General features: G+C 69.7%; 24 protein-coding genes. 20 read left to right on the top strand and 4 right to left on the bottom strand.

Annotation, left to right across the window (positions count from 1 at the left end; all coding sequences use genetic code 11):
- The first annotated feature begins 7 nt into the window (after positions 1-7).
- The 15 genes from ACIBHX_RS46585 (at position 8) to ACIBHX_RS46515 (ending at position 12,854) form a co-directional block, all read left to right on the top strand.
- Positions 8-1,126, top strand: coding sequence for a ParB/RepB/Spo0J family partition protein (locus ACIBHX_RS46585; protein WP_397074714.1), 1,119 nt, complete (start codon positions 8-10; stop codon positions 1,124-1,126).
- Positions 1,123-1,788, top strand: coding sequence for an RNA polymerase sigma factor (locus ACIBHX_RS46580; protein WP_397074712.1), 666 nt, complete (start codon positions 1,123-1,125; stop codon positions 1,786-1,788). The genes ACIBHX_RS46585 and ACIBHX_RS46580 overlap by 4 nt, the downstream gene beginning before the upstream one ends.
- On the top strand, positions 1,785-2,276 hold the full coding sequence (locus ACIBHX_RS46575) for a hypothetical protein (RefSeq protein WP_397074711.1): 492 nt from the start codon (positions 1,785-1,787) through the stop codon (positions 2,274-2,276). The genes ACIBHX_RS46580 and ACIBHX_RS46575 overlap by 4 nt, the downstream gene beginning before the upstream one ends.
- Entirely contained in the window at positions 2,269-2,772 is a 504-nt protein-coding gene (locus ACIBHX_RS46570; RefSeq protein ID WP_397074710.1) for a hypothetical protein, read from the top strand. The genes ACIBHX_RS46575 and ACIBHX_RS46570 overlap by 8 nt, the downstream gene beginning before the upstream one ends.
- The gene (locus ACIBHX_RS46565; protein WP_397074708.1) at positions 2,772-3,197 is read left to right on the top strand and encodes an RRQRL motif-containing zinc-binding protein; all 426 of its coding nucleotides are present in this window, start codon (positions 2,772-2,774) and stop codon (positions 3,195-3,197) included. The genes ACIBHX_RS46570 and ACIBHX_RS46565 overlap by 1 nt, the downstream gene beginning before the upstream one ends.
- On the top strand, positions 3,197-3,634 hold the full coding sequence (locus tag ACIBHX_RS46560) for a hypothetical protein (RefSeq protein WP_397074707.1): 438 nt from the start codon (positions 3,197-3,199) through the stop codon (positions 3,632-3,634). Before ACIBHX_RS46565 ends, ACIBHX_RS46560 begins: the two co-directional genes overlap by 1 nt.
- A 14-nt stretch (positions 3,635-3,648) precedes the next feature.
- Entirely contained in the window at positions 3,649-4,578 is a 930-nt protein-coding gene (locus ACIBHX_RS46555) for an NUDIX domain-containing protein (RefSeq protein WP_397074705.1), read from the top strand.
- Between the two features lie 26 nt (positions 4,579-4,604).
- A complete protein-coding gene (locus tag ACIBHX_RS46550) occupies positions 4,605-5,435 on the top strand; it encodes an NUDIX domain-containing protein (protein WP_397074704.1) in 831 nt (276 codons plus the stop codon).
- A 10-nt stretch (positions 5,436-5,445) separates the two neighbouring features.
- Complete coding sequence (locus ACIBHX_RS46545; protein WP_397074702.1) at positions 5,446-5,598, top strand: hypothetical protein; 153 nt, start codon at positions 5,446-5,448, stop codon at positions 5,596-5,598.
- 101 nt (positions 5,599-5,699) lie between these two features.
- Complete coding sequence (locus ACIBHX_RS46540) at positions 5,700-6,113, top strand: hypothetical protein (protein WP_397074701.1); 414 nt, start codon at positions 5,700-5,702, stop codon at positions 6,111-6,113.
- Between the two features lie 974 nt (positions 6,114-7,087).
- On the top strand, positions 7,088-8,293 hold the full coding sequence (locus tag ACIBHX_RS46535; RefSeq protein WP_397074700.1) for a hypothetical protein: 1,206 nt from the start codon (positions 7,088-7,090) through the stop codon (positions 8,291-8,293).
- A 295-nt stretch (positions 8,294-8,588) separates the two neighbouring features.
- Complete coding sequence (locus tag ACIBHX_RS46530) at positions 8,589-9,458, top strand: hypothetical protein (RefSeq protein ID WP_397074698.1); 870 nt, start codon at positions 8,589-8,591, stop codon at positions 9,456-9,458.
- Between the two features lie 213 nt (positions 9,459-9,671).
- Complete coding sequence (locus ACIBHX_RS46525) at positions 9,672-9,929, top strand: hypothetical protein (protein WP_397074696.1); 258 nt, start codon at positions 9,672-9,674, stop codon at positions 9,927-9,929.
- Positions 9,930-10,150: 221 nt separating this feature from the next.
- Complete coding sequence (locus ACIBHX_RS46520) at positions 10,151-11,440, top strand: helix-turn-helix domain-containing protein (RefSeq protein ID WP_397074695.1); 1,290 nt, start codon at positions 10,151-10,153, stop codon at positions 11,438-11,440.
- 352 nt (positions 11,441-11,792) lie between these two features.
- Positions 11,793-12,854, top strand: a complete 1,062-nt coding sequence (locus ACIBHX_RS46515; protein WP_397074693.1) for a hypothetical protein — start codon at positions 11,793-11,795, stop codon at positions 12,852-12,854.
- Between the two features lie 65 nt (positions 12,855-12,919).
- Here the strand turns inward: ACIBHX_RS46515 and ACIBHX_RS46510 are convergent, their stop codons facing one another.
- Entirely contained in the window at positions 12,920-13,132 is a 213-nt protein-coding gene (locus ACIBHX_RS46510; RefSeq protein WP_397074692.1) for a hypothetical protein, read from the bottom strand.
- A 75-nt stretch (positions 13,133-13,207) separates the two neighbouring features.
- Complete coding sequence (locus tag ACIBHX_RS46505) at positions 13,208-13,810, bottom strand: hypothetical protein (RefSeq protein WP_397074690.1); 603 nt, start codon at positions 13,808-13,810, stop codon at positions 13,208-13,210.
- A 296-nt stretch (positions 13,811-14,106) separates the two neighbouring features.
- On the opposite strand from ACIBHX_RS46505, the gene ACIBHX_RS46500 reads away from it, so the two are divergent.
- From ACIBHX_RS46500 to ACIBHX_RS46485, 4 genes are all read left to right on the top strand, one after another.
- Positions 14,107-14,322, top strand: a complete 216-nt coding sequence (locus tag ACIBHX_RS46500) for a hypothetical protein (protein WP_397074688.1) — start codon at positions 14,107-14,109, stop codon at positions 14,320-14,322.
- Between the two features lie 299 nt (positions 14,323-14,621).
- Positions 14,622-14,801: a hypothetical protein gene (locus ACIBHX_RS46495; protein ID WP_397074687.1), complete on the top strand. Its 180-nt coding sequence runs from the start codon at positions 14,622-14,624 to the stop codon at positions 14,799-14,801.
- A 67-nt stretch (positions 14,802-14,868) separates the two neighbouring features.
- Positions 14,869-15,270 carry a hypothetical protein gene (locus ACIBHX_RS46490; RefSeq protein WP_397074686.1) on the top strand — a complete coding sequence of 134 codons (402 nt, stop codon included), beginning with the start codon at positions 14,869-14,871 and terminating at the stop codon, positions 15,268-15,270.
- A gap of 7 nt (positions 15,271-15,277) precedes the next feature.
- On the top strand, positions 15,278-16,123 hold the full coding sequence (locus ACIBHX_RS46485; protein WP_397074684.1) for a hypothetical protein: 846 nt from the start codon (positions 15,278-15,280) through the stop codon (positions 16,121-16,123).
- 231 nt (positions 16,124-16,354) lie between these two features.
- On the opposite strand, the gene ACIBHX_RS46480 is transcribed toward ACIBHX_RS46485, so the two are convergent.
- Together ACIBHX_RS46480 and ACIBHX_RS46475 are read right to left on the bottom strand one after the other, a co-directional pair.
- Positions 16,355-17,725 (bottom strand): hypothetical protein, encoded by a 1,371-nt coding sequence (locus ACIBHX_RS46480; protein ID WP_397074683.1) that lies wholly within the window; start codon positions 17,723-17,725, stop codon positions 16,355-16,357.
- A 401-nt stretch (positions 17,726-18,126) separates the two neighbouring features.
- Positions 18,127-18,369, bottom strand: a complete 243-nt coding sequence (locus ACIBHX_RS46475; protein WP_397074681.1) for a hypothetical protein — start codon at positions 18,367-18,369, stop codon at positions 18,127-18,129.
- A 118-nt stretch (positions 18,370-18,487) separates the two neighbouring features.
- Here ACIBHX_RS46475 and ACIBHX_RS46470 point away from each other — a divergent pair, with 118 nt between their 5' ends.
- Positions 18,488-20,806, top strand: coding sequence for a helicase-associated domain-containing protein (locus tag ACIBHX_RS46470; RefSeq protein WP_397074680.1), 2,319 nt, complete (start codon positions 18,488-18,490; stop codon positions 20,804-20,806).
- Positions 20,807-21,218: the final 412 nt, after the last annotated feature.

Below are 21,218 nucleotides of genomic sequence, written 5' to 3'. Positions count from 1 at the left end.
GTAGGCCATGACAACTGCGACATCCCCACGCACGGCCGCGGCCGCGCCCGCCGCCGCTGTCCATCCGGAGCTGGCCAAGGCGCTGGCGCTGCTGGCCACCGGGCACACCCTTGCCGAGACCGGGCAGCTGCTGGATTGGCCCGCCGGCGCGGTGCGTGCCCTGGTCGCGCACCAAAAGGGCTGGCTGATCAATGAGAACGGCCACGTGTACGACCCCGGGCAGCCCGATCATCGCGTACGTCTGCCTGCCGGGGTGCCTGCCGAGGTCGTGCGATGGGCCCGCCAGACGGACCTGTCCGAAGGCGATAGCCCCGCCCCCGAGCAGGTCGCTGCGAAGGGCCGCTCGGGGCTACGCGTGGCGTGTCTGCCGGTGGATCGCATCCATACCGACCCCCACAACATCCGTGGGGAGCTCGGCGATATCGCCGAGCTGAGCGACAGCATCCGCGAGCATGGGGTGCTGCAGCCGGTGACCGTGCAGGCCCTGTCCGGCCAGCCCGGCCACTACAAGCTGATCATGGGCGAGCGGCGCTACACCGGGGCGCTGGAGGCCGGTGAGCGGGAGCTGCTGGCGATCATCTCGCCCACGCTCAGCGAGGCCGCCACGCTGGAGCGCATGCTGGTGGAGAACTGCCAGCGAGCCGAACTCAATCCGATGGACAAGGCCGAGGCCTTCGGCAAGCTGCGCGACGTCCACCACTACTCGCCGGCGTTGATTGCCCAGCGCACCGGACTGAGCGCGTCCACCATCTCCTACTTCCTGTGCCTGCTGGATCTGGACGCCAAAACGCGCGAACGCGTCCGCTCCGGCAACCTGCCCGTCAAGGAAGCGATCGCACTGGTGCGGCGCTTCCGCGCCAGCCAGCGCCCCAGCAGCGGCGGCAGGCCGCGGCAAGCGTCCTGGGAACCCGACCACTTCACCAGCCGGCACCCGCTGGCCAAGCAGGCGCAGCAGCTGTGCCAGGGCCAGGAGCACGGCTCCCGCCGGCAGGTGGGGCAGATGGCCTGTGGCCAGTGCTGGGAGCAGGCCATCCGGGCCGACGAGCGGCACGCCATCGCCGCGTCCGCCGAGACCGCGACGGCACCCGACACCGGCCCCGGCCATAGCGCTGGGCAGGCGGCATGAGCGCCCCCCAGGCTCGGCCGAGGCCGGTCGCCGCCGCGGCGGCGACCACGTACTGCCCTGACACACCAGCGGCCGCCGCTGAGGAGATCGCTGCCTGCTTCGCACAGCACCGGACGGTCCTGCTCGCCATCGCGGTGAAGATCCTGGCCGTTCCCCCTGCGGCCGAAGACGTCGTCGCCGACGTGATGACGCACCTGCTGGCCTCCGGGCGGCGGCCGCAACATCCCGGCAGCTGGCGCGGCTACCTGAGCAAGGCCGTGGCCAACCGGGCGCTCAGCATGCTGCGCGCCCGGGTCGTGGAAGACCGCGCCACCAACGTCCTGAGCGGCCGCGCCGAGGTGTATTGCCTGCCCAGCGCCGAACAGCTCGTGCTGCGCGATGCCGACAACGGACGCATCCACCAGGCGCTGCGCCATCTGCCCAAGCGCCAGCGGCAGGTGATGATCCTGCGCTACTGGGGCGACCTGCCCGAATCCCAGATCGCCGCGCGGCTGGGCATCAGCCTGGGCGCGGTGAAGTCCCACAGCTCGCGGGCCCGCGCCGAGCTGCTGCGCCTGCTGTCCGGTGAAGACGAGCAGCACGACCGCCGCCCGGCACCGCCCCAGCAGCAGGAGGCGCGTCCCGGCGGCGGCCGCCGTCCTGAGATGCGGTGGGGCGCATGATGGGCGCATCACGCCAGCTGTGGGCGCTGACCGTCCGCCAACCCTGGGCCTGGGCGCTGGCCTGGGGCGGTAAGAACATCGAAAACCGCAGCTGGACGACGTCCTACCGGGGCTGGATCGCCATCCACGCCGGCAAGACGCTGGTTGACGACGTCGGCCGCGCCCAGCAGTTCATCCAGGAGCGGATGGGCTGGCGCTGGCGGCCGCACCACGCCCGCCAATCGGTGCGGGCCCGCGGCCAGGTGCTCGCGCTGGCCCGCCTGGACGCGGTGTGCGCGGGCCCGGTCGAGGGCTGCGCCTGCCCGATGGACTCGGCGTGGGCGACGGTCGGCGCCTTCCACTGGCGGTTCGGCGCCTGGCAGCACCTGCGCCGACCGGTGGCCACCGCTGGCGGGCTCGGCCTGTGGAACCTGCCTCAGGCTGCCGCCGATGCGGTCCTGGCCCAGTTGGACGAGCACGCCGTTCACGCGGTGATCGCCCATGGCTGACCGACAGTGCGGCGCACCGCCCGCCGAGCTCAGCGTGCAGGACCTGGACGCGATGGCCGAGCGGATGGTGCCGCTGGCCGATGCGGTGACCTGGTTCGTCCACGGCTACCAGCCCGACGCCGTCAAAGGCCTGCTCGGCGACCTGACCGGCATCGAGCTGCGCGTCCTGGTGGTGGTGCTGGCCACGCTGCGCCGCCCCCGCTGGACGCTGCCCGAGGACGGCATCATCGACGACATCGCGGTGGAGCTGGCCGCCCGGGGTAAACCGGCCGCCCTGACCAAGACCGAGCGGCGCCTGGCCGCCGAACGCATCATCGCGGCCGGACACGGCCCGGTCGAACTCGCCGAGCGGCTCCACCTCAGCGGCGCGACCGCCAACGCCCTGTACGCCGACCTCTGCGCAACCGACCCAGCGCACAGCCCGCACTGCCCGGATGCCGGCGAACCTGCCGAGGACACCAGCCATGCCGATCAGCGCTCCGGCAGGGCCGCCTGATGGGCCGCCGCTCCACGTTGACGTTCTACGACCCGCAAGGGGCCCACTTCGGCATCCCGACCTGGCCCTACGGCATGGCCCCGAAAGGCTTAGCCACCCGCCGCCAGCTACGCCGCGACCAGCTCCGCCCGGGCGGGCAGCAACCAGCCGCCCAGCTCATGTGGCGATCTCGACTCACCTCCTCGGCCAAGGGCGTGCCGCGCGGCATCCAAGTGGCCTACCTGTATGAGGTCGACAAGGCGCTACCGTACCGGCCGCCCTCGCCCAAGCAGCTGGAGGCGATCGCCAAGGCCACGCGCGCCCGCCGCGTCTGCCCCCAGTGCGGCATCGAATACCCCTACTGCCTGCCACGCCGGTTCGACCGTCTGTGCCTGGAGTGCCACGGCTGGGACCTGCCCTCATCCGCGCAGGCAGGTGAGCTCTGATGCCGATCCGCCCCGACCAGAAAGCCCGTTACCCGAAGAACTGGCCGACGATCAGCAACGAGATCCGCTTTGACCGTGCCGGCGGATGGTGCGAGTGCGCGGGGGAATGCGGACGGCACACCGGCCGATGCCAGGCCATCCACGGCGAGGCGCACCCGGTCACCGGATCCATCGTGGTCCTGACCGTCGCGCATTTGGATCACACCCCAGAAAACTGCGACCCCGCCAACCTCAAGGCCATGTGCCAGCGCTGCCACCTGGCCTACGACGCCTCGCTGCACGCCTCCAACGCCGCGCGCACGCGCTTTGCCCGGCTGGTCGACGGCCAGCCCGCCCTGTTCGACCTGCCGACCCCAGACGCCCCGACCCCACGCGCGCCGCCGACCGCGCCCGCCGCTCCTGCCGGGCGCCCTTCCTCGTCCCCATCCATCACATGAAAGGACCACAGCGCATGACCGTGCACCACCCGGCCGAATGCGGCCACCATCACGACCTGGTCCGCAACTTTCAGGGGCCCCGTCCCGAGATTGTGGTCTTGTGCGGCTCAACCCGATTCGCGCAAGCCTTCGCCGAAGCCACCCTGGCCGAGACTCTCGCGGGTCACATCGTGCTCAGCATCGGCTGCGACACCCGGGACGACCTGTTCGCGGACGTCAGCTCCAGCGAGCTGGCCGCGATCAAGACGGAACTAGACGATCTGCACCTGCGCAAGATCGACCTGGCCGACCAGGTGCTCATCCTCAACCAGGACGGCTACCTCGGCGCCTCCACCCGCTCCGAGCTGGCCTACGCCCGCGCCCTACGCAAACCGATCCGCTGGCTGGAGCCCGTCTGCGACCGCACCAGCGTCGGCATCCTCATCACCGACCAGCAGGGCCGGCACCTGCTGTTCGACCGCTCCACCACGCATGGGGGCGTGGCCCCGGCCACCGGCCACGCGGCCGAGCACGGCACGTTCACCGACGCGGCCCGCGCCAAGGTGACCGATGAGGTGGGCCTGGCCATGACCAGCCTGACCGCCGTGGCCAGCGGCTGGCGCGACAACGCCTGCCACCGCCACCCGGCGCCGGAGGCCGACGGCCGCCGCGGCGGCCACCACTGGGAGGTCTTCCAGGCCGAGGCCGCCGGAACCCTCGCGCTCCGCCCGCGCACGAACGGCACGGCGCGCTGGAGCACCGTCGACGAACTGCAGGAGCTGACGCGCCGTACGGCCGAGCATGCGCGCGGCCGCACCGACGACGCCGCCTTCGCCGCCCGTCCCGGCATCGAACCGGTCTGGGTGCACTGGCTGGTTACGGCTGGCCTGGTCGACGTCACCCCGGAGGACCTGGCCGCGATCGACCGCCTGGTCTCCTGCACGCCGGTCTCGCCGGCAGCCTGAACCCCAAGTCGAAGGATCATCCGCTGATGCACACCACACCCACCGCCAGGTGCGACAACGCCAGCGTCGGCATCCTGATCGCCGACCAGCAGGAACGCTGGCTGATGTTCACCCGCGCCACCCCGCCGTGGGGCATCGCCCCCGCCGCCGGCCACGTCTTCGACGACCACTGCGTCCGCGACCCGCACACCGGCGAGGTGGCCATCGAGGCGTCCTACCGCCGCGCTGCCGAGGCCGAGGTGGCCGAGGAACTCGGCCTCCAGGTGACCGCCCTGCAGCCGATCGCCGACGGATGGCGCCTCAACGCCTGCCGTCGCCTCCCTGGACCTGCCGTGACCGGTCACCAATGGCGCATCTTCCGCGCCCAGGTCACCGGCGACCTGGTGCCCTCTGCGCGCGAAACCAGCAACGTCCGCTGGTTCACCCGCGCCGAGCTGCAGGACCTGGCAGCCCGGACCGTCCTGTACGCCTGGGGCCGCATCACCGACGCCGCCTTCTACGCCGACCCCGGCATCGAACCCGTCTGGTGCTACTGGCTGGTCCAGGCGGGCCTGATCACGATGGCCGAGGACGACCTGGAGGCCATCGAAGAGTTCCTGGCCGAGCAGGCGATGCGAACCCGCGACCCCCACATCACCATCGAGATCACCTACCGCTCGGACAACGAGCAGACGCAGACCTTGTACGGCGAGGTCGACGACCAGGATCACCTGGCCCGGCTCCAAGCACTGACACGAGCCGACAACGCCGCCGGCATCGTGATCCCGCTGTCTGCCCGGCTCACTGTCGAGGGCACCGACTTCCCCCGCGTCTTCTACGCCGACCGCGTCACCTTCCGCGAACTCCAGAACCGATAGCGAGGAAGCCATGATCGAGGAACTCATCATCTGCGACTGCTGCGGCGGCACCGCCGTCATCGACGCCGGCAGCGAAGCCGCCCAGCGCGCGACCGGCCCCGATCGGGACGCGCAGCGCCAGCGACACCAGCTCGTGCTCGCCGCCCGCGCCCGGCAGCGGTAGCAGGAGGGCGCATTCCACAGTGGTCAACCCGACCAAGACCGGCCGCTGGGAACGCGCCCTCACCCCATCCGATCCCTCCAGAGATCCCGAGAGGCCTTTCCATGATGCCAACCCCCACCGCCGACCCGTCCGGCCTTGAGCTGAGCGCCATGGTGCCGCCCGCCGAGAGCAACCCGCTGTTCGCGGTGTGGTACGAGGCCGGGATTCGCGGCGTGGCGGCGTGCCTGATCACGCCGACGCCGCGGATCGCTGTCCAGGACTGGCTGTACGCGAAGGTGGCCGACGTGCCCGAGGAGGCGCTGCGCGCCAGGGACCTGACCGATGAGCAGCAGATACGGCTGGCGCAGGCGCTGGCCGAGCACGCCGAGACCCCTCTGTCGATCAGCGAGCCGCACGCCTGGACGAGCGCTCGGCTGGCCGAGCTGGGTGTGCGCCTGGCGGTGGTCGACGGTGAGCCGCTGACGGCGGGCGAGCTGGAGGCCCTGGCCTCAGCCGACATCCAGGTCATCGCATGAGTACGCCGGCGGCCGCCGCGCGTGTCCAGGGCGCGCTCGAGGAGCAACCGACAGGGCTGGCCGGCCCAACCGGTCAGGTCTCCACCGCGGAGCCGGTCCATGTGGGCTGAGCTTCGCCTGGCACTGCCCTCGCCCTCTTCCCCGGGCGAGGGCCTTCAGGGCCGTATGTGCGGCTTCCAGCGCGTCACAGGGGCCGCGCTGAGCCGTACAGCGGCATCTCGCCACATCGGCCGCTCCAGCACCACGCAGAGCCCAACAGCCGCTGTGGCCGCCAGGCCACCGGGTCGACGTACGGGAACGAGCGGGCAGGGCGCGGCGCGGCCCCTGCCCGCCCGCTGTCGTGCGTCGGTGTCCGATGTGTGCCCGTCAGGGCGTGGATGTACCTGCACGGTGCGACACGCCCGAGGGAATCGGCGCGTCTGGCTGTATCCACAGGCTGTGATCGTGGAAGGATGCAGGACTGACTACCCAGGTCTTAAACCCCACCGGGAGACGCCTCAGGCAAAAGAAAAACGCCCCGCAGAGCGGGGCGCCTCTCAACTGAAGAACTCCAGAAGACCTGATCTTCGATTCAGCTCAAAAGGTTTGGCCGCCGATAGCGCTGATCGAGGATCGCAACGAGTCTTCTGCATTCACGCTTGGAGACGACCATAGCAGTCCTCCACGCGGTTAGCCCACCATGCCCTGGAGACGACACGCCGGGGCGGGCGAAATCCGCGTCCAAAAATCCGCCAGAGGGGCAGCGCCAGCAGAGCCTCCCACTCGCCGGTGTGGTAGCTCCAGCTTCTGACCTGGGCACGTCCGTGTCCCGCGGCCGCAGTGCGTCACCTGGTCGCTGGCAGAGTGCGAAGCGGCCGCGGCTGGCGTTCGCTGGCGTGTCGGATTCGCCGGATCTGGCGCGGCCGCCGTCTCGGGCGTTGATCGCCGCGTGCGTGCCACGGGGGATGCGGCGGGCGCCGTCGCAGCAGGCGTTCTTGCGCGCGCTGCGAGAGGACCTGGAGGTTCTCGAGCTGCGCTATGACGGCTACACGAACTTGATGCGGGTCGCGCAGGTCATCACCTACCTGGCCGACTGGAAGACGTTGTGCTCGCGGCCGACGCTGGCCGGTATCGCGGAGCGGACGGGTCTGTCGCGGGACACGGTCAAGCGGCACGTGCGCTGGCTGCGGCATCGCGGCTGGCTGGGCACGGTCGAGGAAGGCACGACCGTGCGCTACCGCAAGGGGACGCAGGCGGGCCTGCTGGACGACGGGTTCGGCAACCGTGCCGCGGTCTGGGTGCTGTGCGTGCGGCGGCGCATCGACGTGCCTCCTCGCCAACCACACCAATCACAAACCGCTCATCAGCCTCAAAAGATAACTGCACCCCCCTCTGTATCTCTCCCATCGGGAGAGATACAGGATCCATCGCACGCGCGCGCGCGACGATCACCCTCTCGTGATCATTCGCGCATCTCGACAGGGTGGGCATTGCACGAGACGCCGGGGACCAAACGTGATCGGCTGGCAGCGTGTGAGCGGTTGCGGCGGGAGTCGGCGGCGCTGCGCCGGATGACGGCCTGGTATCTGCGCTGGGCGCTGCGGGAGTTCTGGGCGGCGGGGGCGACCCCGGCCGACGTGCTGCATGCGCTGGATGTGCGGCCGGATGACAGCCGGTGGACCTACACCTGGTCCAGCGTGGAGGAGCTGCGGCACGTTCCGGGGTGGGTGCGGCATCGGCTGCAGGCCTGGATCGGACCGGACGGCCAGGTGCTGGCGCTGCCCTCGCAGCAGCGCGCTGCGAGGCTGGCGCGCCAGCGCGCCGAGTATGAGACCTGGCGTGTCCTCCAGCAGCAGCTGGAGGACACGAGCGCGGCCGGGCCACGCCCGGCGCCGGCGCCGCGACTGAGCCGGAACGAGGCGCTCGCACCGGCGCCGCCGGTGGCCGCTAACGCGCGTTGTAGTGATCCGGGTCGTCTTGCCGCGGTGCAGGCCTACCGCGCGCTGGCGGCCCGCCGCCTGGTCGACCAGGCGGCGCCGCTTCCCGCCCCCGCAACCGCGGTGCCACGTCTGGTGGAGCGTGAGTGGGTTCCCCCCGTCGATGACGGTGTGGTGGATCCGCGGGAGCTGGCGCTAGCTCGGGCGCGCACGCGGGCCCGCTTGGAGCGACTGCAAAGAGCGGCGGCGACGGGTGCGGGATGAGCGCCGTTACTGCCGAGTGTGGAAATCTACGTTGTAAAGCCGCCGGGGTCGCACACCTTCCTCGGAGAACAAGCGGCGATGCCGCTCCCCCTCCTCGTACTACCGGACATGCGGACACGATTCGGGCGTCGACGCTGACGGCGCGCACGCCGTACGGCGCGGCACGACGCGCCAGCAAGGGTGGCCGTGCTCTACCCCGAGGAGCGTCCCTTACAAAGTAGATTTCGCCAGCCCTTTACGTCGTAGATTCCGCGATCTCGCAACCGCATCAGATGACGATCCATACGGTGATCGCATGACCGGCGAGCCTACATCCGACCAGGCCAACCCACCTGCCAACCCGCCCAATCCAGGTACGACACAGCGGAGCGACTGGGGCCGCGCGGCGGTTTGGACTGTGGGTTTTGTGACCGTTGGCGGGGTCGTGGTTGTGATCCTTAATGCATTGGCGTCGAAGAGGGGAACACCGACAAGTACGACGAGTCCCGGATGGGTCTCCTGGGCGCTCGCCGCCATAAGTGCGGCGTTCGTACTCCTCCTGCTCTTCACGATCATCTTGGACTACCGCCAAGCACAACGGCGAACCGACGAGGCCAGCGCGGCGCTGCGCGCCGCTGAGGAAGCGCTGAAGCAGGAAGAAGCGTTGAAGCTGTCCAGGGTGTGGGATGTCACGGACAAACGGCTCACCTACTACCACGAGATCGCTACGGGCCAGGCGCGCAGGAGCTTCCGCAACGCCCAATACGCGATGGGCGGCGGGTTTCTACTGCTGGCTGTGTTCGCGTACCTCGGCCTCTCGGTCACGACCGCCTCAGCCGGCATCGTCACCGGGGCGCTCGGTGCCGCCGCCGCGGCGCTTGGCGCCTACCTCAGCAAGACGTTCGTCCGCTCCCAGGAAAATGCCGCCATCAACCTGCGCTCCTACTTCACCCAGCCGCTGGAGTTCTTCCGCTACCTGGCCGCGGAACGTTTCTTTGTATCTCTTCAGGACCTGCCAGTTGAGCAGCGGGCGTCGCTCGCTTCCGACGTGCTGCGCGGCATGGTCCAACCCGCGGTGCCCAAGGAGCCGACCGCGCCAAAGGAACCGACCGCAACACCGGCCGCGAGCAAGGAGCCTGCCGCGGCGAAGGAAGAGCTCACCGCAACAGCGAAGGAAGCGTCCTGACGCACCTGAGCAGACTGACGATCTTGTCCGCGCCCTAATGAGTAGGTAGAGCCGCTTGCTGGTCTGCGCCCCCTGACTGCCGTAACGGTCCTGTGCCGTTCGCGGAGGGGTACATCTTCCAGGGTGAGCAGGCGGCGGTGTGCCTGGCGGCCGTGCCGGAACCTGCTGCCGCCCGGAGCCTCGCGGCGGCGCAGGTTCTGTAACCCGGCGTGCGTGGCCAAGGCCTACCGCTGGCGCAAGAAGCACGCCGCCGCGTTGGACTTCGCGATCGCGTCCGGCCGCGCGTTGCGGGGCATCGCCAGCGCCGAGGAGCTCGCCCTGGTGGCCGCGCATCGCCGGTGCGCGCAGTGCGGGATGCTGATGCCGAGCGGCAGACGGGCTGATGCGCTCTACTGCCGCCGGGCGTGCAAGGCGAAAGCGTCCCGCGCCCGCCGCAAGGCGGCACAGTCCGAAGGCGACCATGACGCATAGCGGGCACAACGATGCCTCTCCGCGTCATGGTCACCAACCCTGCCGGGCGCGTCGACGGCCGCCGCGGTGATCGACAAAGCCCGTTAGGGGGCGCCAGGCAGGTCTCACCAACCCCCGCGCCACCAGCCGAGATGCGGTTAACTCCTCGATGGGCTAGGACTTGCCGATGTCTCGCCCGCCAACGGCGAAGACATTCGGCTCCGCCAGATTGTGAGGACGTCGTGACGCCGATCTACCTGTCCCCGATCAACCCGCGGTGGACCCCGAAGACCGAGGCTGACCTGCAGCAGGCCATTGACGACGGTCTACTGCGAGAGTCGCACTACCTCGATCTCAAAGAGGTCCCTGCCACCAAGGGCGATAACCGGGAAGCCGCTCGCGACATGGCCTCCTTCGCCGTCGACGGCGGCACATTGATCATCGGGGTGGCCGAGGACAAGCAGAACCGGACCTTCACTCTGGCTCCCCAGCCGCTGAACGGGCTCGCCGAGAGGATGGACCAGATCGCCCGCAGTATCCCTGACCAGCCTCTGACCATCCTCACCGAACCGATCCACACCGACGCCGATCCAGCGCGGGGCTATCTCATCATTCACATCCCGGCCAGCCCCGCCGCGCCGCACATGGTCGACGGGAGGTATTACGGGCGCGGCGACACGACCAAGATCGTCCTGTCCGATGCCGAGGTCAGCCGCCTCCACGAGCGTCGTCGCGTCAGCCAGCTCGATGCCCTGTCCCTGCTCCGGCAGGAGATCGTCCGGGATCCAATCCTGGACGACCCGCAGCGCAGCGCCCACCTCTTCCTGGTCGCCCAGCCGCTGACAGGCCGCCGCGACATGCTGCTCGACCTCGTCAGCGGCGATCAGTGGAATCGCCGTCTCTTCGCCTTCAGCCAGCAAGCACACACCCCGGCCCTCGACGCGCTGCTCCAGCCCTTCCCGATCGAACCGTCCCTCCGGCAGGCCGATCGCCCCTCCCGACGCGGTCGCGGGGCCGCGCTGACCACCTACAACCTCGCGAAAGGCCGCCAATACACCCCTGCAGCCAACATCCTGACGGACAAGGTTGTCGAACTGAGCGTCCACGAAGACGGCGGGCTCCGCATCTTCTTCAGCCGCTTCTCCGACACCCTGGGCGGGGACCATCGCGAGGACAGCGACGACCAGCGGGTCTTGTTCGATGCTGCCGCCGCCAACTACACCCGGCGCTTCCTAGCGCTGGTCCTGGCAGCGGCCGAACACGCAGGGTACTTCGGCAACTGGGCACTGGCCTTCGGCGCCACCGGCCTGGCGGGCCTGCGCGCATATTCCGGACTACAGAGCTGGGGATATGCCGAATCAACCCGCTACGATGAGACGGAGTACACCGAGACCACCGAGGTCACCTGGGCAGAACTCAACGTGGCCCCCGGCGCCGTGACCCAACGGCTGATCGGCCGACTACTGCGTACGTTCGCCGTGGAAAGCCTCTACGAGCTCGTCCTCAACGACCCAGCCACCCCCGTCTCCTGACCGTCCAGAAGCTCACACGAAGACGAGCGGGACGACAGCCAGGGATGGCTCCCGAGATGCCGGCCGACCACCGACCCGCATCTGCGCCAGGAGCATCGTCACGGCGGACGGGCAAGACCCTGCCCTTCCGTACTCAGCTGGGATAAAGTCAGTCGCGCTGGCGCTTCAGCCCCCACCGTGATGGGTGGGGATCCCGGTCCGTTCCGCCCACGCGGGGACGGCGCACCTCGGGGTAGCGGCGAGACGACGAGCGATCACCTCCGTTCTTGGCAGACTTCGGCGCGAGCGCGATCGACATCTCGACCAGGCGGGGGCCAGCGCGTGGGCAGAGCCGCCGCCGGACGGGACAACCATGTCGAACAACGACCGCGACCTGCAGCGTGCTGCCCGCCGTCGCCAGCGGCACACTGACGAGCCCTACCAGGTCGCCCTGGCCGCGATCCGCGAAGACTGGCGACGCCTGGACAGCGAGCTCCGCTACGTCCTGTCCGACGAGGTGCAGGCGTTCATGCGCGGCCAGGGGTGGCGCGGAGTCTCCCTCGACGACGTCGAAGACATGCGTTCCTGGCTGGCCAACCGCACCCCCACCTACGTCTGCGAGTGGTGCGGGGATGACGGCGACGCCCGCCAGGAGCAGACCACTCTCCAGATCATCGCCACCGGCTACGACCCTGACCTATCCCCGCTCACTCGCATGGTCGGCTCGAAGCGGAATCACGCGCGCTGCGCCCCATCGCAGCTGTCGTGGATCTACCCCATCGACCTGCCGCGCGACCCGGTCGGCATCCGCGTGCCGGCCAGCGCCCGGCCTGAGATGGAAGGCGAGTTCGCCATCACGGCGCACCCGGTCCTGCTTCCCGCCGAACCCGACGCCGAGCGGCCGGCAACACGCGAGCCGGCGCTGCTGATCCGCATCGAGGTCACCCAGGACCACGGCCAGGGCGCGGCGGCCTGGCTGGCGGAGCTGGAGATGCAGCTATGGGAACCGGACGGATTCGACGACCCGATGGAGGCCACCGAGGTCGCGGAAGGCTGGTCGGTGCGGATCGTACGAGGCTGGCCCTCCACCCTGGCGCCGCAGTGGCTGGCCGTACGGACGAGCGAGCCGCAGGATGGGCAGCAGCCAGATCACCTGTATCTGGGCGCCCTCGACGTCCCTGACGCGTGGGTCGAGGCCGTCCGCGGCCGCCAGCAGCTGCTGCTGCTCATCGGGCCGCGCCCGATGTACGGCGCCGCTCCGGTCATCGATGAGCAGGTCTCCGACGACCAGCTCGCCGAGTTCATGGAAGAGGGTGTGCTCCTGGCGGGCTACGTACCGCTCGAGCTGGACGAGCGCGACGGCCAGCCCGGCGCCGGACGCGACGATGGCGGGCCCCAGAGCTTCTGGTCGACGCCGAGCGGCCTGTTCGGCTGACCACCCTCGGAACGCACAGAGGCGGGCGCGCCTTCAGGCGCACCCGCCTCACAATCGCAGGGCGATCAGGCGCTTTCGACGCGCGCCCACCGCCGGAAGAGCTCCTCATCCTCGGCCGTCCCCATGCTGGAACCCTCCGGCGCGGCCAGGGGCAGCCACATCTCGTAGTCCGGATCCTCAGGGGCGACCTCGCGGGCGCCGTCGACGTGCGCGCCGTTGGGCAGCACGGCCGCGGTCGGGACGAGCAGGTGGCCATCCGGGAGCATGGTCACGGTCACAACGGGTCCTTCCTGTCCCAAACGTTACGGCTCTCGGTCGCCAGCATAGCCCCGGGGTGCGCGGCGCGGCCATGCTCAGCCGAGTCCATAGCGGTCCTGTAGCCACAGATAGACCCGGCGGGCGGCGTCCTCGTCACCCAGTAGCCGGACCAGCGCTCGCGCCTGCCTGCTCAGCACGCACGCCACGCACTCGGCCCACAGCTCCTCCCTGCTGGCGTTGTACGGCGGCAGCAGCATCTCCCGGTTCAGTTCGTGCAGCACCAGCCAAAACGACGTCTGCGAGGGCCGATCGTCCATGTGATCGATGGCGTGCCCCAGCTCGTGCGCGCACACCGAGGCCGACGGCGACTTCACACTGCCCACTCCGATCCGCCGCAGCTCCGGATCGTAGATGCCGGCCGACTGCTCCCAGGTCGCCTCAGCCTGCACCGGGAGCCGAACGTTGCGTAAGTGCTCGAACCCCGGCAGGTCCGGCACCGCGCCCACACCGATGACGATCCCGCCGGTCAGATGCGCTGCCAGACGCCGCGCCAGGCCTTGCGGCACCGCAGCCAAAGTCATGATCGCCAGCAGCGCCGGCGCCGGCGGGAAGGCCTGCGGCGGCCACGCCCGGACCACCCGCTCCTCCAGCGGACCGACATGCAGCCAGCCCGGCCGACCTCGGCTATGCGATGACACGGCAGCCTCAAACCCCACTCGACAGCAGCAGCCCGGAACGGCCGCCGATGATCAACGGTAGAGGACGCACGGCCCGCGCCAAGCCACCATGTCAGACCTCGCGGCATGGGCACTGGCGCCCCACGCGACCTCCGATCCGTACGTCGCCCGTGACGGGGCCTGGCCGTCACACCTCGATCGCGAACGTCCCGGAGAACCGAGGTTGTCGTGCTGGCATTGACAACGTCCAAGGACGAACTTACGTTATCCATATCAACAGGACAACGTGAACTGATCTTGGCTAGGAGGCTTCACGAATGGTCTGGTTCCGGAAGACAGCGCCTGCCCCCTCTCCCGAGGAGATCGAACAGGAGCAGTTAAGCGATGCGCAGCGAGCTAGGGACGGCCACTGCGCCGCCGCCGCCAAAGCCGCCGGTAGAGGCGATATGACCAACGCCCGCTGGCACCTCGAACAGCAGAAGGCCGCCGTCGAGGAAGCGCGCCAGCTCGGTGCTTGGTGGATTCACCGGTAGCCACCCCCACCCCTGATCGCCAGGTACGTGTCCAGCTACCACCTATCCCTCGCAAGGCAACGACCTTGAGACACCTGCACACCTGATATCCGGCAAGCGAAGGATGTCCGCGGTGCTCGCCGGACAGCACAGCCTGCTGCTGGGTCCGCCCGGAACTGCCAAGCCCGAACTCGCGCGACGACGAACTCGACCAGGTGCTGCGCTCACCCCAGGCAGCCACGAGGCACGCCCCGCGAGCACGTCGACCACATCCGCGGCTCAGGAGCCATACGAAGGCCAACACCCTGTAGGAGACCTCAGTGAAACAACGAGACCTGGACCATGACCCGGAGATGCGGCGCACGGACATCGAGATCGAGCTTCTCGGCCTGGCCCGTGTGGCCCGGCAATCCCGCGGCAACCCGCCAAAGTACGACGTCATCCACGAGGCGATCGACCGCGAGCTGGACGATCTCGACAAGCTCAACCGCAACTGGTGACCTCCCCGGGGAAACCGACCCCCTCGACATGCCCCACTTGCCCAGCATCGACAGGAGCCTCGAAGCCATGACCCCGCTGCGCCTCATCTCGTTCGGCTACCTGCACCTGCCTACTGACTCCGAAGGACGTCCGATTCCCCCGGCCGCCGACCGGGTCGAAGACGTCCGTGACCGGCTCAGAGATCCCGCCGCCGCCCGCGACATCCTCGACCTGGACGGCCTTCATCCCCGCGTGCAGGAAATCGTCCTCAACACCGCCGGCGCGCGCGAGCTCATCGACAACCTCGTCGACTACGCGCTCCTGCCCGCGGGGCCGAAGGCGATCGCCATCGGCTGTGCTGGTGGCAAACATCGCGCCGCCAGCCTGGTCGAGATCACAGCCCGCCAGGTGCGCGCTCGCGGCCGCGAGGTCGAGGTCAAGCATCTCCATGCCCACCTGCCGCGCGTCATCCGAATTCCAGAGAGGTAGAGATCCAATGCTGGTTCTTCCCCCTGCCGATATCCCCGGAAATACCCATCACCTGTCGGCCACCAGCAAGACCTACGTGCAACGAGCTGACTCCTACCGGCTGAGCTGGGTGGACGTTATCGAACGCGACAGCCCTCAGTTCCGCCCGCTGACCGAGGTCTTCCCGGAGGAATTCCGTCCGGCCGGCACTTTCGGAGTGGCGGGACTCGAGAGCCAGGAGCACTCCGTGCTGTGGATCGGAGCGGCCGACCTGATCTCCCAGATCGAGGCTAATCCGCAGGCACCAATCCCCTTCGCCGCCCTCAACGAGCGCGGCACGTACGCCGATCGGTGGCCCAACACCGACCCGTGGAACGCCCTGATCCCCGTCACCACCTGGAACCCGGACGGGCAGGGCATCGTCACCGAATACCCCTTCAGCGACGGCAACGGCCAGGTCGTCGTCTACGAGCTGGTCGGCCACCCGGCCCTGAGGTCCATGCAGGAGAAGTCCGGCCAGGACCTGGTGCCGATGGTGACCTTTCACTGCACCCGCTGCCATCGCGAGGGCAACTCCCACGACCGGTACACCTCGGTCGGCCCCGCCGACCGCAGGACCGTCTGCCGGAAGGCGCGCGTGCACATGCAGCCCGGCCAGTGTCGCGGAGCCGAGGCGGTCGACTGGGAGGACCGGATGATCGCTACGGTCGAGCACGTGGTCGCCGGCATCCCCAAGCCCTCGGATCTGACCGGTCTGGCCGCGTCCCGATGCCAGACCGCTGAACTCAGGCTCGACGACGTCATGGCACACAGTACGTGTGCTGAGATCCGCGAGGCGCGCAAGCACACCGCCCGGCACCGCCCGACCAGGTAGAGAGGGGCTCGGCTCGGGCGACGCGACCTCCACTGGCTGACAATCACGGCATAGACGACCGCAAGGCATCGACGGGCCCGGACAGCCTGACGCGTCCGGGCCCTTGGCATACCCGGCGCCGTGCAGCTGCCGCCGTGTCGAATCCTGCCTGTCGACCTTCAGATCCTCGCCCACCATCACCCCGCTGACCCGGTTGGGATCGGGAACATGTGCGAGACGAGCTGGGCAACATCATGCGGGAAGGCCCTTGGCCTGCAGCAGGCAGCGGGCCAAAGCGGCACCCCGGTGTGCCTGCTCGCCGCCGTCATCCCGAACCTGGGCAGCTGTGCCGACCACCCTCGGTGGTTGCCACCCCGACGTCCGTGGCGACTCCTCTTCCTCCCGCTCTGCGGCCGCGCCGACCGCAGAGCGGGACGTCAAGGAGGCTGTGCGGCGCTCGCGGTTCACCTCAGCACCGAGCTCGGCGCAGGCCCCGCATGGATGCCCGGAGGGCAGCAGATGATCCTCACAATCGGGGCGTGGGCAGTCGTAACCACGCCGGATAACGATCAACGCAGCGGCTATCGCTCGCCGCGGGCGTTGGCCACACCAGGGCTTCAGCCGACGGCGCACACGCGCCAGCATCTCGGCGACGCTCCGGCCGCTGGACATCTCCTGCTCGATGGCCCCGACCAGGCGATCGCGTTCGTCGGCCGTCATCCTGATCTGCCACTCCAGCGGGATCGCTGTCACGACGCTGGGCGCGCCCGGCACTCGCGGTCGCTGTAGGTCCTGGCGCTCGAGGTCTGTTGGCCTCTCGCGCGACAGCGCGTCGCGGTCCCCGCCCTCACCTACCCCAGCGGCGCCTACGGCGAGAGGAGGATCATCACGCTTCTCACATCCCGCTTCAGGCTCCCGCTTCTGTACCGCGTCAGCTTCCGAGATCGTTTCGCCCGAAGTTCCAAGATCATTTCGGGTCAGGTTCCGAGATCGTTCCGGCTCCTCCTGCGAGTCTGGGCCCTGCTCGTCGGTGCCGGCGCAGGAGGCGACGTACAGAGGCGCGTCATGAGTACGCCAGGCAATCAACCGTCCGGAGCGGCGCGCCGTGATCCACCCATCGCACTCCAGCGTCCTCAGCAGGGACCGCACCGTCCGGTCGGTGACCGCCAAGGCAGCGGCCAGCGCGCTCTGATCACGGACCCGGCCTATCGCCTCGTCGCGGCGCAGCTGGCAATACAGCTCCAGCAGCAGCGAGCGATTGCGCCGAGCGGTCCACCTGCCGTCTACGCTGTGGCAGCCGACGCCGGCCGCGGCGCGATAGGAGATCCGCACCCACGCCCCGCCGGCCGGGATGGCCGCCAGCCAGCGCCGGGTCACCCGCCCCCGGGTCTCGGTGACGACCCACCCCTCGGCCGCCACCAGGGCCTCGTACACCGTGGAGGGATGCAGATCGAGTCGTCCGGCCAGGTAGCCGATGCTGGCCGTACAGCCCGCGGCCCGCTGCGATAGCGCGGCGATCTGCGCCACCACCGGCCAGGCCGCGCCACGCGGCAGACCCAGCGGGATCTTCACGCTGCCGCACGGCAGTTCCGCCAGCCGGGCATGAGCCGCCACGGCCGTCACGACCCAGCTCCGCCGCGACGGCAGCGCGGAAGGCTAAAACGCGCGTTTCTCCCCGCAGCCGCAGCGGGATAACGATAGGAGCGAAGGGGCGGTTCCGGCGAGGATGTCCGACACGCCACGGATTGAGAATCCGGGCATGCTGGCATGACCTCGTGGTGGCCAGGTAGCATGGCCGTGCCTTTCTAGGTATGGGAGGCACAACAAAGGCCGCTCGGTCCACCCACGGACCAGCGGTAAAGATCGCCGGACGAATCTCTTCGTCGTTCAGCCCGAACTTTGGTCGGTGCCGAGCTGAATGATCTGGAGACTCGTAACGTCTGCGAGAAGGGCCCCGCTCCTGGCGGGGCTTTTCTACGTCATGGGGTCATCTCCATAGCGATGTGAGCCAGCCGAACGGAGGGCTAGGCGGCCACCTTGTCGTCGTGGATTGGCTTGGAGCCGAGCGGGAGCTCCTCCTGGGCAATCGCGGCGGACTGAGACTGCGGTTTGAGAGCCTCGGCCAGGATGCGCTCGACCGTCGAGGCGAACGAGCCGCCCCATTGGGCGTGCCGCGCCTTCAGCAAACGCAGCAACTCGGCATCGGTGATCGACTGGGAGTACCGGTGTACCACGGTGGCCGGAGGGCCGGGCTTGCGTCCGCTCATGGTCGCCAATCATGGCGCAACTGTGAACCGTGGTTCCAGGACTGTGAGAGCGTGTCGCGCAACCACTTTCAACGAATTCGATCTTCCCCAAGATCGGCAGGGACAGGAAGATGCGGCCATGAGCGCGCTGAATGATCTCACCGACTGGCTCGCGACCCGCACCCCGCAGCAGATGGCCACACTGCTGGCCGCCCGCCCGGGCGTGAACCCCGGCCGGACGGATGATCTGGAGGCGCTGGCGCAGGCTGTCCGTGACGACCAATACGGCTGCCGGGCCCTGCATGCCCTGACCATGGCCGAGCACGACGTCCTGGGCGCCGCCGTCAGCCTGGCCGAGGGCCCAGACGCCCCGCACCCGGCCAAGGCCTCCCGCTATGCGCCGATGACCGGCTACCGCGGCGGCCACTCCACGATCATCCAGATCGCCCATCTGGTGGCTGCCGTCGCCGGCAGCGCCCGTCCCGACCTGGCCGACCACGCCCACCGAGTGATCGACTCCCTTGTCGATCGGCTGCTGCTGTGGCCCGCCGGGCCGGACCGTATCCGGGTACCGGTCCTGATCCGCAACTGCACCGGCCCCCGGCCGGCCGCGCCGACGCTGGAGCGAGCCCTGACCGGCGGCTACGCCAAGGAGCCGGTCCAGCAGATCGCCGCCCTCCTGCTCCTCGACCGTTACCCTCCGACCGGCCCCGACCCCGCGCCGCGTGGTGGGCCCACCCGCGAACAGATCCAACACGACGTGATCGCCGTCCTGGCCGACCCCGACCGGGTTCGCGCGATCACGGCCAACGCCCCACTGCAGACGAACTCCCTGCTGTCAGACCTGCTCGCCGGCCCTCTGGAGATCCAAATCTCCTCCTCCGGTCTGGCGGACCGGAGCGCACCGCTGGGCCGTCAGCTGCCTGAGGCGGCGCGCTGGCTGGCCGAGCGCGCCTTGCTGGTCCCCTCCGGGCGCGGCCGAGCCCGGCTCCCACGCGAGGTCGCCGCCGCCCTGGGCGGTGCCGCCTACCGCTTCGACCCGCTGCCCGCCATCCCGGCCACCCGGCAGTTGCCGCCCGAGCGCATATCGGGCGAGGCTCACCTGGCCGCCACGCACGCCCTGGCCATGGTCGAACTCCTGGGCGCCACACTGACAGCGCGGCCGGCGACCATCCGCAGGGATAGAGCACTCGCCACCCGTGAGGTCAAACGCCTGGCCACCGCCATGAAGATCCCACTCCCACAAGTGCGGTTCTGGATCGAGCTGGCCCGGGCCGCGCACCTGCTCGCCGTCGACCCCGGCCCACCGCCCGCCTCTCTTGGCCGGGGCGGCTCCGCCCAGCGTGGCCGATCCGGATCGGCCACGCCGTCGTCCGTCGAGGAGGGCACCCTTACCGGTCCCACCCTGGTGCCCTCGGCTCGCTACCACGCCTGGGCCCAGCACAGCCCCGCTGCCCGGCTCACCCCACTGATCATCGCCTGGGCCGCCTTCCCCGGTTCGATCACCTGGTATCCCTCCGACAAGGACGTTCCCGCGGTCCTGGCCGCTGTCGAGGACCGGTGCGCGGCCGGGCTGCGCCGCGCCGTCCTGGCCTGCCTGGCCAATCTTCCTCCCGGCACCGGCCTGGCCGACCCCCCCGACCCCCCCGACTCCGCCGGGACCCGGCCTGCCGGGCGCCCCCTGGCATGGACGGTGCGCTGGCAGCGCCCCGAGTGCATCGGCGACCGCTCCGCCGAAGAGATCGCCGCTACCCTGGCCGAAGCCCAGATGCTCGGCCTGGTCGCCCTCGGCGCGCTCACCCGGCCGGGACGCATCCTGCACGATCACCTGCCAGGCGGCGACTGTGCCGACCAGCTTTCCCCTGCCACAGCCACCGCGCTGACCGAAGAACTCCTCGAGGCCTTCACCCCGCTCCTGCCCGCCCCTCACCAGCAGGCGCACTTCCAAACCGACCTGACCGCGCTCGTCCCCGGCCTGGCCAGCGCCGACCTCACGGCACTGCTGGACGAGGCCGCCGACCGGGAAAACCACCACGGCCAGGCTGGGATCTGGCGCTTCAGTCAGGCCTCGCTCCGCCGCGCCTTGGACGCCGGCGCGGACGCCGACGATCTGCTCCACCGGCTCCGCCAAGCCGCCCACAATCCCCTGCCGCAGGCGCTGGAATACCTGATCGCCGACGCGGCCCGCCGGCACGGCCACCTCGAGGTCGTTCCCGCCGGCTGCGTCCTGCGCTGTGCCGACGTCGGCCTGGCCGCCGAAGTGACCCGCTCGGCGCATCGCGCGCTGAAGCCGCTGGACCTGCAGCTGGTTGCTCCCACGGTCATCGTCTCCGCCCAGCCCCCGGCAGTGACCCTCAGAGCGCTGCGCAGCGCCGGATACGCTCCCGTGCTCACCGACGCCAGCGCCATCGCGATGCTCCCGGCCGCCTCCAGGCCAACAGCATCCGGCCATCCTTGACGATTAGCCCGCCGCCGCGCACGGGGCGCGGCTGCGCCGTACGGCTGGCCGTGCCCACGCCGCGGACGGACACGACCGGCGCCCGGGCTCGATGGCGTGGGGCCGACGGAGGAGGTCCCACGGCGCCGATCGCCCCAGCCGTACGATCACGCCCGCCATCGCCGGCGATCGTCACGGCCTATCCCCTGACACACCTGGTCTTGCCAGGTCAGGCGTAGAAGCGATCAAGAAGCGGCAGGGAACCACCGTCGAATGCACTGGATCGCCGTCTCAACCGCTATCCCAGCAACTAGCGCGAAATGAGGAGCCTGACCTGGGCAAATGGGTCCCGGTGGGTGGTTGCCCTGCTCGGAAACCCATCCCCCACCCCGGAGGGGAACCCCGAGGGATGGGTTTCCGAGCAGGGCAACCC

The sequence above is a fragment of the Nonomuraea sp. NPDC050536 genome, from assembly GCF_044457685.1.
Taxonomy (GTDB): Bacteria; Actinomycetota; Actinomycetes; order Streptosporangiales; family Streptosporangiaceae; genus Nonomuraea.
Note: the sequence above shows the minus strand (reverse complement) of the source record. Positions and strands in the feature narration are given on the sequence as shown.

What these genes read in the sequence shown, in the direction of transcription:
- ACIBHX_RS46585 (WP_397074714.1), top strand. Translation starts at nt 8, where the DNA reads ATGACAACTGCGACATCCCCACGCACGGCCGCGGCCGCGCCCGCCGCC.
- ACIBHX_RS46580 (WP_397074712.1), top strand. Translation starts at nt 1,123, where the DNA reads ATGAGCGCCCCCCAGGCTCGGCCGAGGCCGGTCGCCGCCGCGGCGGCG.
- ACIBHX_RS46575 (WP_397074711.1), top strand. Translation starts at nt 1,785, where the DNA reads ATGATGGGCGCATCACGCCAGCTGTGGGCGCTGACCGTCCGCCAACCC.
- ACIBHX_RS46570 (WP_397074710.1), top strand. Translation starts at nt 2,269, where the DNA reads ATGGCTGACCGACAGTGCGGCGCACCGCCCGCCGAGCTCAGCGTGCAG.
- ACIBHX_RS46565 (WP_397074708.1), top strand. Translation starts at nt 2,772, where the DNA reads ATGGGCCGCCGCTCCACGTTGACGTTCTACGACCCGCAAGGGGCCCAC.
- ACIBHX_RS46560 (WP_397074707.1), top strand. Translation starts at nt 3,197, where the DNA reads ATGCCGATCCGCCCCGACCAGAAAGCCCGTTACCCGAAGAACTGGCCG.
- ACIBHX_RS46555 (WP_397074705.1), top strand. Translation starts at nt 3,649, where the DNA reads ATGACCGTGCACCACCCGGCCGAATGCGGCCACCATCACGACCTGGTC.
- ACIBHX_RS46550 (WP_397074704.1), top strand. Translation starts at nt 4,605, where the DNA reads ATGCACACCACACCCACCGCCAGGTGCGACAACGCCAGCGTCGGCATC.
- ACIBHX_RS46545 (WP_397074702.1), top strand. Translation starts at nt 5,446, where the DNA reads ATGATCGAGGAACTCATCATCTGCGACTGCTGCGGCGGCACCGCCGTC.
- ACIBHX_RS46540 (WP_397074701.1), top strand. Translation starts at nt 5,700, where the DNA reads ATGATGCCAACCCCCACCGCCGACCCGTCCGGCCTTGAGCTGAGCGCC.
- ACIBHX_RS46530 (WP_397074698.1), top strand. Translation starts at nt 8,589, where the DNA reads ATGACCGGCGAGCCTACATCCGACCAGGCCAACCCACCTGCCAACCCG.
- ACIBHX_RS46515 (WP_397074693.1), top strand. Translation starts at nt 11,793, where the DNA reads ATGTCGAACAACGACCGCGACCTGCAGCGTGCTGCCCGCCGTCGCCAG.
- ACIBHX_RS46500 (WP_397074688.1), top strand. Translation starts at nt 14,107, where the DNA reads ATGGTCTGGTTCCGGAAGACAGCGCCTGCCCCCTCTCCCGAGGAGATC.
- ACIBHX_RS46490 (WP_397074686.1), top strand. Translation starts at nt 14,869, where the DNA reads ATGACCCCGCTGCGCCTCATCTCGTTCGGCTACCTGCACCTGCCTACT.
- ACIBHX_RS46485 (WP_397074684.1), top strand. Translation starts at nt 15,278, where the DNA reads ATGCTGGTTCTTCCCCCTGCCGATATCCCCGGAAATACCCATCACCTG.
- ACIBHX_RS46475 (WP_397074681.1), bottom strand. Translation starts at nt 18,369, where the DNA reads ATGAGCGGACGCAAGCCCGGCCCTCCGGCCACCGTGGTACACCGGTAC.
- ACIBHX_RS46470 (WP_397074680.1), top strand. Translation starts at nt 18,488, where the DNA reads ATGAGCGCGCTGAATGATCTCACCGACTGGCTCGCGACCCGCACCCCG.